At 45.2% G+C, this 13,521-nt stretch carries 11 protein-coding genes and 1 pseudogene; 3 read left to right on the top strand and 9 right to left on the bottom strand.

Annotated elements, in window-relative coordinates; translation table 11 throughout:
- Positions 1-131: 131 nt before the first annotated feature.
- The 3 genes from ACYVG7_RS12495 to eexR are packed head-to-tail and all read left to right on the top strand — an operon-like array spanning position 132 to position 1,450.
- On the top strand, positions 132-431 hold the full coding sequence (locus ACYVG7_RS12495) for a flagellar transcriptional regulator FlhD (RefSeq protein WP_000210563.1): 300 nt from the start codon (positions 132-134) through the stop codon (positions 429-431).
- Positions 428-961, top strand: a complete 534-nt coding sequence (locus ACYVG7_RS12490; RefSeq protein WP_000566753.1) for a FlhC family transcriptional regulator — start codon at positions 428-430, stop codon at positions 959-961. The genes ACYVG7_RS12495 and ACYVG7_RS12490 overlap by 4 nt, the downstream gene beginning before the upstream one ends.
- Before the next feature lie 57 nt (positions 962-1,018).
- A complete protein-coding gene (eexR, locus tag ACYVG7_RS12485) occupies positions 1,019-1,450 on the top strand; it encodes an entry exclusion protein EexR (RefSeq protein WP_000183214.1) in 432 nt (143 codons plus the stop codon).
- A 32-nt stretch (positions 1,451-1,482) separates the two neighbouring features.
- Here the strand turns inward: eexR and ACYVG7_RS12480 are convergent, their stop codons facing one another.
- The 9 genes and pseudogenes from ACYVG7_RS12480 to ACYVG7_RS12440 all read right to left on the bottom strand — a co-directional run.
- Positions 1,483-5,052 (bottom strand): conjugal transfer protein TraG N-terminal domain-containing protein, encoded by a 3,570-nt coding sequence (locus ACYVG7_RS12480; protein WP_460883424.1) that lies wholly within the window; start codon positions 5,050-5,052, stop codon positions 1,483-1,485.
- 3 nt (positions 5,053-5,055) lie between these two features.
- Complete coding sequence (locus tag ACYVG7_RS12475; RefSeq protein WP_460883423.1) at positions 5,056-6,444, bottom strand: conjugal transfer protein TraH; 1,389 nt, start codon at positions 6,442-6,444, stop codon at positions 5,056-5,058.
- Between the two features lie 2 nt (positions 6,445-6,446).
- The gene (locus ACYVG7_RS12470) at positions 6,447-7,412 is read right to left on the bottom strand and encodes a thioredoxin family protein (protein ID WP_460883422.1); all 966 of its coding nucleotides are present in this window, start codon (positions 7,410-7,412) and stop codon (positions 6,447-6,449) included.
- 378 nt (positions 7,413-7,790) lie between these two features.
- Entirely contained in the window at positions 7,791-9,218 is a 1,428-nt protein-coding gene (locus ACYVG7_RS12465; protein ID WP_460883421.1) for a 5-methylcytosine restriction system specificity protein McrC, read from the bottom strand.
- 3 nt (positions 9,219-9,221) lie between these two features.
- Positions 9,222-10,865, bottom strand: a complete 1,644-nt coding sequence (locus tag ACYVG7_RS12460) for an McrB family protein (RefSeq protein WP_460883420.1) — start codon at positions 10,863-10,865, stop codon at positions 9,222-9,224.
- 19 nt (positions 10,866-10,884) lie between these two features.
- On the bottom strand, positions 10,885-11,637 hold the full coding sequence (locus ACYVG7_RS12455; protein WP_460883419.1) for a hypothetical protein: 753 nt from the start codon (positions 11,635-11,637) through the stop codon (positions 10,885-10,887).
- An 89-nt stretch (positions 11,638-11,726) separates the two neighbouring features.
- On the bottom strand, positions 11,727-12,800 hold the full coding sequence (locus ACYVG7_RS12450) for a DUF7146 domain-containing protein (RefSeq protein WP_460883418.1): 1,074 nt from the start codon (positions 12,798-12,800) through the stop codon (positions 11,727-11,729).
- Between the two features lie 92 nt (positions 12,801-12,892).
- Positions 12,893-13,234, bottom strand: coding sequence for a hypothetical protein (locus ACYVG7_RS12445; RefSeq protein WP_460883417.1), 342 nt, complete (start codon positions 13,232-13,234; stop codon positions 12,893-12,895).
- Positions 13,234-13,440 (bottom strand): annotated as a pseudogene (locus ACYVG7_RS12440) (JAB domain-containing protein); the annotation flags it as partial. The gene ACYVG7_RS12445 and the pseudogene ACYVG7_RS12440, both read right to left, overlap by 1 nt.
- Between the last annotated feature and the right edge of the window lie 81 nt (positions 13,441-13,521).

Here is a 13,521-nt window from a genome sequence, read left to right as displayed (position 1 = left end):
GTATCCATAGCGGGCACCTCAGTCCAGCGAACTTACTGCAAGTATAGATTGCCCCAACACGTAAAGGGAACAGCGCCGCAAAGAGTGCTTTCTATTTATCGCAATATTTTACATGAACTGGAGGTCCGTCAATGACAACCAATCAACAAGACTTCTATCAATTAAATTTGGCGTACCTACACGCAGCACGAGAATTAGCGCGAATTGATCCGCAAGAGGCCGTATTGCGCTTTGGACTTACACGCGACGTGGTTGATGCTCTGATTAATGCTGGTGTTGATGACCTGCAACGAGTGGCGACCTCATCATTCATGCTGTTTCAACCAAGGGGTAACCAAAGCCAACTGATTGAGATGGTGAAGAGCAAAGGCACAGGTATCCCAAGAATCGCTTATTTATTATCAACCCTAAACAACAAGGGGGATGCATGATTGATAACCTGTCCAAAAGTGAGCTATTTACCCGAGCCTCGCTGCTTATTAAATACGGATTTCGAACAACCATTATCGCGCTCGATACAGGTTTGCCAATCCACATTATCAGAAGGCTCCACAAAGAAGTGACTGGCAAGTCACCTTGTCCTGGTCAATTGCCAGAATCTGATGCCATCGTCAAAAGCAGAAGAGCATTAGTTGAAGGCTCCCTGCTTATGGCGCTTTATGTCAATATTGGTGGTGATAATGTCTACAAGCAATTAAATATCGATGCTTTGATGAAGGCTTACGATGCGTATTTGGTTGCAAGAGAAGAAGCAGATCTTCCAGCTGAGATCCCCTGGAAAAAACTGACCATCAATGAAGGTTGGGTTCTAGCTCGTGATTTAAGATCACAGCTTGCATCCTTACACCGGTGTCGATGCGGCAGTCTGTATTTGACGGTATCACAACAGCGCATTCAGCTTAAATGCCCTGTGTGTGAGATTATGGCCGAGCAAACCACTAGAGCACTTTTTGAGAACTAACATGCTGATGCATGATTTGATTGTGCACCGTCTGTGCACTTTGAGAGTACTAAGAAGATGACAAACTTACTTAAATCTTTACCAGCACGCTGCTGGTTTATATCACTGGGGCTTTTTCTGGCGACTTTGGCAGCGGCTCATTTTTTTCCATCAGAAATATTTACGGCATCTGCCAAGTTAGCGGCTTTGCCATTTCTGATTTGCACCATCGTTTTTTTCAGCTACTTGGGATTCAAAGCAACTGCTAGTCCTATCGGCCTTATAACCATCACCACTATGTGTTTAGCAATCGCATATTGGCAAGCGAGTTGGGCAATTTTATGTGTCGGTTTAGCTTTCTTAGGCTTAAGCGGACTAATCCATTTATTTCAAAGACAACTGAAAGATACCGGTCGAGAACTAAGCCTGAGCGAAAAAAAATATTGGTACTGGGTAAACGAATTTGCAGACGGTCGCTCATCTATCCTCCCCAAAAGGCCAAAAAAATAGCCAGCCCATCACAAGCTGGCTACCTTCTGTTTTTAGTTCCTTCCTGAAGCCTGGTTATAGGCCCTAATATCGATCAAGTTGTTCTGAGCATAATCTCCAGCAAGGGATGCATTTGAGATCACTGCAATCTGCTTATCCACAAATGCTTTATCTTCTTCGGACACACTGTCGGGGATGTAAGCACCGCTCTCATCTTTTTGACGATACTCATTTAGCATTTGCTCCCTTAGACCAAGCATTTCAGGCGACCAACTCGATGAGTCTTCAGAGTTGAAAACGCGCCCCGCCAAACCTTCATTGAAAGCTTGAGCGAACACTTGACTTTGAATCGGGGTCAATCCCATTCTCTGCCCTTCGCTGTATGCTTCCTGTTTAAAATCATCGGCATACTGTTCTAAGAACTCACCATATCGATTGTTAACTGCCGCACCGAATGCCCCAGCCAACATGGCTTCAGACTTAGTACCCCAGTTTACTTCGGAGGCATACTGCGAACTCGATCCACTGTATGCATCATTAAACGCCGTCAATGGGTTTTCCAAAGAGGTTCCGGCGTCAACAGCTGCTTTTAAGCCATCCCAGGTTGATTTGCTGGCCACCGTTGCATTGTGCAAGAAACCTCGTGAGCTAGGGTCGTCAAGTGCTTGCTCCTTGTAACTCTCATAGTCTTCGCCAAAGTGATTCAAGGTATGCAGTGCTGCATCAGTATGCTTGCCACTGAAGTCACCAATAGCACTGGCGCTGTTGAAGAACATTTCAGCACCAGAAACTCCGCTATCATCAGCCATAATGCGAGATCGCCACTGAGAGCCAGCTTCACGGTTTAGTCCAGATTGATAGGTACTTGTGTCAGAAGCTACGGCCTGTTGGGCTTGTTGTTGATGCGCATTTAGTTGTCCATCAACACCAGACAAATTAGTTTGGTAAGCTGATTGAGCTGCGTTGAACTGAGTTTGAACAGTTGCAGCATCCTCGTAGCCGCCCAATACACCCGATTCCACTTGGCTTTGAGTGCCACCAAAAGTAGGTGCAGTTGATGACAAGCCTTCATTAGAGCGTGGCTGAATAGATCGTAAATCGGCTCCGGTAGCCATGGCCATAACAGTCATTGCTGCTTGATAGTCATTGTCTCGTTCAGCGGGCGTCGAGGAGTTGCTATAGGTTAAAGACTCCATAGCTGCGGCCACATACGCCTGATTATCATCAGGTAGCAAGCGCTGATACATTGGAAGGTTTTCACGTAATCGGTTACCTGCTTCAACATGCTGGTTCATATAGCGACCTAAATAATCCATGACTTCAGGATTATCCGCTGCTAATCGAGTTAACGTCGCACCATCCGTGTTCCTTTGTCCTGATAGACTGTAGCTGGCCTGATCAAGCTCACTAAAGCGGTTTGATGCCGTGATAACGTCTTGTGCTGAACTCTGAAGTGACTGATAGTCTTGATTAGACAACGACATCTCAACGCCAGAGCGTCTTGAATCTGAAAGGTCCTTAACCATTGCATCGCGATACTCAGCACGTCGTGAATCACTTGATGCCAAGCTTTGCATCTCCCCAGTGAGCGTATTTGCGGTCGTTGACCGAGAACTGCCCTCTGATGACTCAACTTGGCCACTAAAGTTACCACCTAAATCCAAGCCTGCTCGTAACCGTGATATTTTTGGCACTCTTGATGATTCAGGCTTATCCACTCCTGGTAGGTTGCCTTGTGGGGAGTCATTCCCTCCTGTACCAAGTAATCTTCCCAAGAACCCTTTATCTGCTACTTCTTTATCACCGGTATTTGTAATGGTTCCATCTCCACCGACCCTAAGGCCTCCCGATAACACGCCCGATACCAAGCCACGTACAGCGTCTTTTTTATCGTCTCCGAAACCATACCGTGTTTGCAGGTCATCAGTAACCTGATTAACAACGGCGCTAGATGCGGAATTAGAAGAACCGATCTGACGTCCAACCGAAGAAAGGTTGTCGTAACTTAGCTTTTCACCAAAAGTTCGACTCATGGTATTGCCAACTTGACGGCTAAAGGCTTGAGTTGCCTGAGTCATGGATTCTTTTGCAGAACCGACCATTGAACCCACCGCATTTCCGACAGAGAAACTGCTTAGTAAGTTTGACGCACCGGTCATTGCAGAACCTGTGAGGGCTGAATTTTGGAACATTGACTGTGATTGCATTACCGGGGCATTTTTCGCGACATCTGGACTTGCCATCTTTTCATCAATGGCATCACCGTTTTGAAGACGTCCAGCCAAGTGGGTAGCGGTTATTGCTGAGCCATACACGAGCATGAGCGAAATTGCCGGAACACTCGACGCCAACATGCCGCCAGTAGCTATCCAGGTTTGCAGCACTGAATCCATCTGCATCATCCCAGCAAAAGATGGCACTTCTGTACCTGCAAAGGCATCAAGCGACGACATTTTCCCTGCAACGGTTAAATGAATATACAGGTTAATGATGGCCATGACAGGCATCCAAAGTTGAATCCAAAGCAGGATTAACAAGTACTTCCCGGCCATTCGCATCCCGATTTGGCCAAGGGCAATCACAAAGGCCATCAATGGGGTGATGGCGTAAATGAAACCCTCAAAAAACGTCATCATCGGACGAACGATACTTTGGAACAGGGTCTGCTCCGCAGCCCATTGCGTATTGCGCTGCTCAATCGCTTGGTTAACCATCACGGCTGCGGTGAAAGCTTGATCATCCATATATTTGCCCGTCACGCTTTGCTCATAAATAGGCAAAAGCACCGACGCGGTCATGTACTCTTGGGTGTTAACCGAAGCCAAACCAAGGTTATTCAGTGCATTTCGGATCACGTCATCAGTGTCCGTTGCTGACGAAGTCCCCAATGAGGCCGACAGAACCTGTTTAAGCCTTGGTATGAAGGTTGATTCTGTCATGAGTTTCAGTTGGCTGTAGGCATCGGTGCAGTCCAGATCGCTACTGCTACCACTAAGCATGATGCGTGTGCCATAAATACGCGAATCAAACCTAATCGCAGTCATCGGATTAGGATCACTCAGCACCTGATCGAGGTTCTTTTGGCCAATGTCGATACCAATCAAGGTGCACTCTTTGATGTAGTTAAACCACGATTGCTCGATGTCCGAGCCGCCGACACGATTTGCATCACCCAACCCAGAGCGATCCATCACCTGTTTTCTCACTTTAATCAGTGACTGTAAACTGGATGCAAAGCCGTATTCCGTCATGGCGGGAGTTGAGAAGGCGGTTTCAAACAATCGCGTGATTTGAAAGCCAACAGTCGAAATCGTACTGCCTGCGGCAGCAACACCGATGGGCACATTATCAACCACTCGAACTTGTCCCGTGTACGCATCCTCAATGCTCACTCGGGTACTGGGCCCAAACATGGTTGCAAAGACTAGCCATGAGACTAAAACATGTTGAAAGTTAATCCCACGACCACCTTGCATTAAGGCCTGAACAGAGACCATCAATACCCCAATGAGCAAGCCAATGCGAACCATTGAAGTAAAATCGCCTGTACCAGTGATCATCGCGACAGCGTTCAAGACCTGCTCTAAAAATGCCGAATCCCCGATGGAATAGATCTCCCACATGACCTATTCCCCCAGTGCCGTAGATTTAACGGTGTAATAACGCTGCTTGCGAATGGTCTGAATCACCTGATTAAAGTGCGCCAGCAATTCTTGCTCTGAGCCGTATCTTCGCTGCAACGCGGCGTACTCCTCATTGATTTGGCGACGTGCACGTTCAAGATCTTCCGTTAACAACTTCGCATAGGCATGATCTTCCACACCCGATGTGCTTCTAGCTGCGTTGAGCATGTCTTCAACCAATGCTCGGGCCATCTCAACAGCAATAAATGGTGCAGCTCTAGAAGCAAACGACCTAGCAGCCCCTTCATTTAATGCAGAAAGTGTTCGAATCATGCCGCCAATGCTTGCAGGAGCCGAGGTCATAAAAGCCTTCTCGGTGGTGCTAGCTGCCCCAGTATTTCGAGCAAACTTAAAAATAATGCCGTTACTAGAAACTGTACCAAGAAGTAAATTTTCGACCTGAGTTGATAACCCGGTTAGGGTCACGTTAGTGATTGTTGGATTCAGACAGCCGTCTTGTGTCACTGTGTCACATCGGTACATAGCGACGTTACCGCCATGAATTAGATGCTCAATAGTCACTTTATTGCCATTCAGTCTGGTCAGTTTTGGGGCTTTACCTTGACCATCAGCCGCATTAGCCAAATCACCAACGATGATCGAACCCGTCACCGACATAACCGCTTCAAGAAAACGATCCTCCCCCGATGCAAACCAGCTTGATGCCGAGTGACGTTTCAGTGCTCGCCAAACCAAGTTGCCTTTAATCGTTTTGTTCACATCAGATGCCGCGACACTTGAAGCGTTCTCATAAGGGTTCTTACCATTGGACTCACTCCAACTGGTAAAAACGTCTCCAGCCCCTTTAAGTGAGCTCAACATGCTGGCTTCTGTTTGCCCCTTCTTACCAAAAGCAGCCAGAGTATCGTTCACGACTCCCTGAGCCATTTGACAGGAATTGCCAAAATATTCGTTCAACTGCTGGATTTTCTTTTGCAGTGTCTCCATGTGCTGGGAGCATTTCTCACACATAGCACTGAGCGCCAATTGAAATGCGTACCCCTTGGCGTTTGCAGCAACAGAGCGAAGTAATTGAACAAACTGATCCGCGTTAACAAATGACAAACTTCCAGCGAACATATCAATGCCGCCACAACCGGCTTGGAATGACGGAGGCACCATAGAGACGAGGTTTTCGTTCATGATCCTGTTACGAACAACAACACTTCCACCAGATATAACGCCACGCCGCTGACTCTCGAATACACCAGGCGCAGTGGTGTTGGTCATTGAACCAAACAACTGATTCATCTCCTGTTGCAAGCTTGCTTGGCTCATAGATGAAAAACCAATCGCACAGGCGATTAGCGATACTTGGAATACTTTTTTCATCGTTATAACCCTCCTTGTGCACGCAGATAGCGAACAAGGAACTCAGGGTCCTGTAATATTTTTTCGTTAAGCTCTTGGGCTGACATCGCGAGTGACACGCCGGGCTGAACAGGTCTGGTGGCATAGTAAGTTTGATCGTCAATCCAACCGGCTTGATGGGCTGCGAGAATGATTCGATTATTGAGCTCATCAAGGCTCATTGCGCCCTGGCCAATCGGAGTGATGACATTAGGCGGGTCAACTAAGAACACGGCAGGGACAGTCGTAACTGACAACGATTGTGCTTGTCCTGAATCGACTTTGTAATTTGGAAATTCTCCACTTGGTAAAGGCAAGCCATCGACAGCAATAGCAAACACCTCGAAACCGTAGTTCAAAGCCATGGATTCGATGATAGGCGCTTGAGCGTGGCAGTAAGGGCAATCCGAACGATAGAAGAAGAACAAGCCAGCCCGTTTTGCTACTTCACCTAAAGCTACATCACGTTGAGCGCCAGCTTCTCGATCCATCCGATTGGCAGCATAGGTCGCCAAGGGTCTGCGACTGATTTCATCCAAAACTGGATCGCCCATGACCACCTGCTGACTAACATCAGCAAACTGTGAGCCCTTATCCATCATGACGCGCTGGAGATACAGATAGGCTCTGACGTTCTCATTCGTCGGCTCATCAATTGCCTTGTCCATGAAAGACTGCATGTGCTCACGAAACCAGGCAGCACTAAAAGGCTTTAGCTCGCTCTGACTCGACTCTTCCGCACCAAATTCCGGCTTCGTAAGCTCATCAGGCTGTTTAGGTTCAGGAATGACCTGATACCAAAACCAGCCTTCCTGACCACGCTGATAGAATTGCCCATCACTAGCATGGGCGGGCAAGATGAATAGAAAGAAAATAATGATTGGGATGGTCACCCATAGGATGAACCTAGGGCGGGAGCATACTTCGTTTGTTTTTTGTTCATCAGGCATATGACGTTAAAAATCCTGCCGGAAAATGAATTTTTCTGGTGAGTTATGAAATGTAGAACGTTATTTTTGAGCGAAAAACATCCAAAATCAAAGTGTGATCCCGCCCTGAGGATGAACCAAGGTAACAAAGGGGTTCTCATTGTCAGCTCCAGAAAATTTCACAGAGCTAACATGCTAAAGATCCCCGTCAGTGCCATTGGCCAGATAGATGAAGGAATTGTGTGTGTTTCTGACTATAGGGAACTGTCAACCCAACTCAGCTGACTTGTCACTATCTCGATAATGCCTATGATATAAAACTGATACCCAACTCAATAAACAATCTCGACTTCAAAAAAATGACATTTCGTTGAACAATGGCCTTTCTCCACAAAAACGTCACCGATTAAAAACCTTAGAATAAAGGGCATTAATAAAAATGCTGCACTGCTCTTTCATTTTCCTATTAAAATCAATATACGTATCTTCAGGGATTTTTAGAAAAAGCACATGGAACGGTATCTCTTGTCCTTGCTGGTGAATAATATCTGAAATCACACCCTGTGTTTTTTCAAGGTTAAGTGAAGCCCATCGTTCTTCTGATATAGGGTAAATAAATCCACATCCCTTGATTGCGACAACATTTCCATACTGCCCTATGTAAGTATGTAGCTGAAAAAGATCTTCACGCTTCACCCCAAATTGTGAATCAAATGCTTTATACTTCACATCAAATACGAATAAACTCTCATCGATTTCTATAACAAGATCAGGTTCAAGTTTTCTCATATAACCACTGAGAGCACCAGATGCTATTTGCTGACGTTGCTCGAACTTACCTAGCAGACGTAGCCCATCTCGCTTGATGAGCTTACGAATGAAATATTCAAACAACATCGAAATATCGAAAAAGAAAGCACTCGAATCCTGCTGCGAATCAAAATCAGAGCCCTTCCGGTCAATGACTTGCTTAGATAAGTCAATGAGCACGTTATAATCATTGTAGAAAGGGTTGGTGAAATGAGAAGTCCTCAAAATTTCTTGCTGTGACCTTTTAATCCCCTGATTGGCAGTCAGAAATGCACTATAGATATTTCGTGTTTGGTGACAAAATGAGTAATGTGCAACTGCTTCATAAGCTTTTATAAAAAGTGAAGTTGCAGGGCTGTCGTAGCTGTGCTCTCGGTACGAGCATAAATATTTCCCAGATGATTTATTCTGGAAATAATCTGTAGCATTTATAGTTCCTCTTACGCGGGAAATACGATCATTTCTTGTAATATAAGTCTTTGGCAAGCCCAGGCGGTATGCTCTCTTAAACTTAATATTCCATAGATATGCTAAAAGCCACTCGTAACCGTCTGCGTGACTTTCTCCTCCAATGTTTTCTAATTCGAGAAATCCATCGGCATCTGCAATGATGTATTGAAGGAAAGCATCACCAAAACGTGAGCTGATCTTCAGAGAGTAATCTCCTCGCTTAACAAATCCGATTAGATTGCCCGTGTCGAGATTAAAATTTCTGGCATCCGTACCAGAGACACCGATGAAACCGCCATCTGTATTGTGTTCGTAATCTTCATCATTGAAGAGTATTAAAGCATCGGAAATATTATCATTCAGCTTTTTTTCGACATCACGAGATACCGAATTCAAAAAGTGCCAAATTGCAGACTCGTCGTTATGAGGATAGGTCCATTGTCCTTTTGATTTGGCACTAAGGGTTATCGACTTTCCCAAACGTCTATTTGTCAAAATGCCTTCGCTGACAAAATAGGACTGGTTATCGACCAGTGTACCGTTATTAATGATATCGAAAAGCCACACAGTTTAAACCCCAAATGCCTTCCCGAAGGAGCTAATCAGTTCAGTCTCCTTACCTGTTCCACGAAGATACTCCTGTAATAACGGACGAATACAATCATCCCATACACGCTCTCGTACCTCCGAAACTGTAAGGCTGGTTGCATACTTCAAGTCCATCAAATAGGCATGACCAATTTGGTAATCATTACCAAGCAAAGGTTCTTTAGCTATCAATTCATTCAAGCGTTCAAGGTTATCCACCAAGGGCAGCCAAGCTTTGCAAAATTGGTTCAAATGGTACTTCAATAGCGCCATATCAGGCACCACTTCTTCCCAACGGAATCTTCGACGCAAAGCGAAGTCAAAACTTTCGACACTTCTGTCTATCGTGTTCATCGTTCCAATAAGATAGATGTTTGTTGGAATGAAGAACAAATACCCTTGTGCGTCCTTAAGCATACCAGTATGTTCATTGTTCAGATTGGAATATTGGGTTTTAACGCAACCTCTAGTGCCTCGGTATTCCAGACAGTACATTAACTCACCAAAAACGCGAGACAACTCAGCCCGGTTTACCTCATCAATTATAAAGAAAAATGGTGGTACTGCTTCCGATACAAGCTTGGATATATTTGATATTTCGAAAATATCCTGCCAATGCTCGCCTGATAACTTTTCTCTAAACGGGAGAAGTTCCTTGATAGTAAGATACTCCCACTTCTGAGTAAGTCCAAGCCCATATACATCGATTTCCCACTTACCAGCGCTTCGGCAAAACTCTTTAAAAACACCATTTTGCAACGTTAATTGAGAGTTCCCATCACTGTCCAAAACCGGACGTAGCCCTTCCATAAAGTCTTCATAACTGAAAGAAGGATGAAATTGAACCAACTCAATCTGACTTGCATGTGTGAGACGGCTGTAGGGAGCAAATTCCTCTTTCCAGATGTCAAACAAGAGCGAAGTTTGCAGGCGTGCTTGATAAGTTTTCCCTGTCCCCGGCGCACCGTATTTAACAATCTGCTTCTTTAAACTGAATGGGTTTGACAAATTCTCGTAAAGCACCCAAACAAACTGACTAAGATAAAACTCATCAGTTTTACCTTCCCGAAGCTCATTATCAAACTCGCTTTTGATGCTCTTTAATAGAAAAATGTTTTTAGCAAACCAACTTTGATTTTCTTCTGCTGGGTATGCTGGAATTATTCCTTCGCGTATAAGCCAACTAAAAACCTGATTAAATTTACCGGAATCAACCGTTGTGGAGACTTCGAGCGTACAAGCTGCTGCCACTCGATTAACGAGAACAGGGTTGTTGGATTTACCTTGGTTAGACCACGAATCAGAAAAAATCGTGAAGTTTTCACTGTTTGGAATCAATATAAATCTTTCTAATGCGGATATGAAATTCTTGTCTTTAATGAATGACTGGAAATTGTCATTGCTCAACACTGACTGTCCGCGAGACGCGATACCGTTGCTCTTCTCATAGATTAATTGCTTCAGAAAGGCTTCATCATTTTGAGACAAGCCTTCTCCAGATGTGATTCGCTCACGGATTTGAGCGACCTGACTGTAAAAGTCACGATAGGCTTTGTGCCATCCATTGACTTCGTGCTTCCTGTTCTCAATAAGATATTTATATAGGTTTTTCAGTCTACTTTTCATTTATTCCCTTGTTGCTGGATTATCGGACACACATCTTGAATTCATTTTGCGCTTTTGTGAGAGACTCATTTAGCCTGAAAACAGTAACCAAAGTCTTCATTGCTCCTGACGGAACGACCACATAATGCAAATCACTGTTACTGTGCCGCCAAATATCAGCTTTGTTACTATATTTTTGGTTCTTATGAAGAGCTACCTTTTCAGGAAAAATTGCTTTTGTCAATGATGAGCTAAATAACCTTGAAGTCAAAGCCTTCCAAGGATGCTTAGGTACGCCGTCTGAAAGCCGTTCCACGAATCTTTCAAGCGCGTGACGAGTCACCACGACAGGTCCAATATTTGGCACATTGATGACTTCATCGATGTCTCTCACTGAAACATTATCGACGCTGTATTCTTCGAAGGAATATGAGAGCCAATCTTCCCGTTTCTCTACCGATATCTGTGCTTCTTGGTAACGGGTGAGCAAGAACCTGGTCAGGCTATAAAGTGAATGCTGAGTTGAGCGTTGTTTCTGTAACTTTTTGATGGCTCCTTTACTGACCCGGATTTGAAGCCCATTGCCGCTTCGGTTACTGCCCATCACCTCTTTCACTGACAATAGGTGGTGAATCGCATAGAGCTCAGCTGCAATTGGCTTTTGCTGCTCAGGTAGCTTGTCGTATTGCTCACCTAAATCGACCTTTAGCTCACCACCTCTTCGAAGGCCGGTCTTCCAGTAAACCGTAAACTCACCATCAATCTGCTTTGTTAACAGGGTTAATACCATCATGTTTGTTTCTCCTATTGGTTATCTATTTTTCATTCTCCATGTTTTTTCAATTATGCAAGGCGCAAAAAAAGGGGCCGAAGCCCCTTGGATCAGATATGAACTTTCGGAAAGCCCATGGCACCGTAAACATTCAGCACATCATTCCAATCCCAACTTTTCACGCCAAGTGACGTTGGTATCGGAGGGATCAGGACTTGTGTCAGAATGCCTTTTTTCCAGGCTTTTTTCTTGAGTTCATTCGCTGCATTCAGGCCGGTATCAGAGAGATCGTGGTCTGCCCAGATGTACAGCATTTTCACATTACTTGGTGGTTCAAACCTAGCCAGTAGCGTTGCATTCACAACCGACCAACATGTTTGCCCCGTTGCTCTGGTAACCGCTAAAGCAGTTTCGATGCCTTCAGAAACACCTAATACCTCACCAGGCTCACCTATCGGAATGGCACCACCTGTGATTGTTCTGTCACTGGGTATTGGCATCATCTTTTTAGGCTTTTCAACCGGCGCTTTGAATCCATCTTCACTTAGGTAGATCCGATGGAACGTGGCCGAACGCCCTTGCTGCGTAACGATTTTCCCTAGCAGCGCTGGGTAGCTATCGATAAACAGACCATCTTCATCATGGTAAGGCAAGTTTGGATGAAACCTCAGCACCGAATCCCATTCAGGACGAAGCCGCGTAACAATGCCACGACGATGCAAGTAGTTCCAAACAGGTTGCGCACGAGTATCTGCAAGGGATAACGTTTCTCCCCAGGTTTGATTCAAGCGATGGATAACCGCTTTGTCCTCATCCTGTTTTCTAGCCTTCCAATCAACAGCGTTGCTCGGTATTGCCCGAATAGGCGCTTGTATTTGTCCGGGTTGAATACCAAGAACCTGACCTATTGCTTCAACAGACTGAGCAAAGTTCCATCCATTAATCCAAGACAACAGTTCAAAACCATCATGAAAGATACCGCAGGTATTACAAACGCCACCACCGGTATATTCAGCATCTTTGAACAGCCTAAAGCCATCACGACCGCCATGAACAGGACAAGCCACATGACGGCCTTTTCGAGCAATAGCGGCATCAAGTTCTGGCACCAACGCCGCCAGTATTTGAAGCCATTGGCCATTGAGATATGGCCTCACTGTTTCAATCTGTAAAGGTAACGCCATATAACCTCCATTAAGTAAAAAGCCGACTCCTACCACTGGTGGTAAAAGTCAGCTTGGGTCCTGCATTAAGCCGTTTGGTTAATGCAGGAACGTTAGTCAAGCTGGATATCATGTCGTCTTAATAGCCACATGATGGAATCACGAAGCACATCAGGATCGACAACCACAGCCATCGCGCAAACACGAAAGCAAAATGGCGCTATTTCGTCATTTTGAATCCACGACAACACATCCTTTCGCAATCGAGTACTGACACGACCGTCCAGCAATACACGGATCGCATCCAATAGAATGCCTTCGCGTAACTGCCAGATTTCCGTGTCAGACCAAGTGACTGGGGCATCATCAAACTCAAATAGAAATTCGAGCTGTGATGACGTGTGTTGATAGGACTGCTTTTGTGATGAAGGAGAATGGGCAATGCGCCCATTCATTAAAGATAACCGCGTTCGGCAAGCGAAACGCAGCCCTCGGATGCGACCACGACATGGTCAAGCGTTCGAATATCAACAAGTGACAAGGCGTCACGAAGTCGATGAGTGATGCGTTTATCAGCTTCACTGGGTTCAGGATCACCCGATGGATGGTTATGAACCAGTATCACTGCTGCCGCATTAAGCTCTAGCGCACGCTTTGTTACTGGCTAATAACATCATGTCGATCGGCCAATAACATCATGCCGATCACTATTTTTCTGCCCGCGTTTATAGCGTCTTTCTTT

The organism is Pseudaeromonas pectinilytica (assembly GCF_054780855.1).
The sequence above is the reverse complement of the archived record's forward strand: the minus strand, read 5'-3'. Positions and strand labels throughout refer to the sequence as shown.

What these genes read in the sequence shown, in the direction of transcription:
- ACYVG7_RS12495 (WP_000210563.1), top strand. Translation starts at nt 132, where the DNA reads ATGACAACCAATCAACAAGACTTCTATCAATTAAATTTGGCGTACCTA.
- ACYVG7_RS12490 (WP_000566753.1), top strand. Translation starts at nt 428, where the DNA reads ATGATTGATAACCTGTCCAAAAGTGAGCTATTTACCCGAGCCTCGCTG.
- eexR (WP_000183214.1), top strand. Translation starts at nt 1,019, where the DNA reads ATGACAAACTTACTTAAATCTTTACCAGCACGCTGCTGGTTTATATCA.
- ACYVG7_RS12480 (WP_460883424.1), bottom strand. Translation starts at nt 5,052, where the DNA reads ATGTGGGAGATCTATTCCATCGGGGATTCGGCATTTTTAGAGCAGGTC.
- ACYVG7_RS12475 (WP_460883423.1), bottom strand. Translation starts at nt 6,444, where the DNA reads ATGAAAAAAGTATTCCAAGTATCGCTAATCGCCTGTGCGATTGGTTTT.
- ACYVG7_RS12470 (WP_460883422.1), bottom strand. Translation starts at nt 7,412, where the DNA reads ATGCCTGATGAACAAAAAACAAACGAAGTATGCTCCCGCCCTAGGTTC.
- ACYVG7_RS12460 (WP_460883420.1), bottom strand. Translation starts at nt 10,865, where the DNA reads ATGAAAAGTAGACTGAAAAACCTATATAAATATCTTATTGAGAACAGG.
- ACYVG7_RS12455 (WP_460883419.1), bottom strand. Translation starts at nt 11,637, where the DNA reads ATGATGGTATTAACCCTGTTAACAAAGCAGATTGATGGTGAGTTTACG.
- ACYVG7_RS12450 (WP_460883418.1), bottom strand. Translation starts at nt 12,800, where the DNA reads ATGGCGTTACCTTTACAGATTGAAACAGTGAGGCCATATCTCAATGGC.
- ACYVG7_RS12445 (WP_460883417.1), bottom strand. Translation starts at nt 13,234, where the DNA reads ATGAATGGGCGCATTGCCCATTCTCCTTCATCACAAAAGCAGTCCTAT.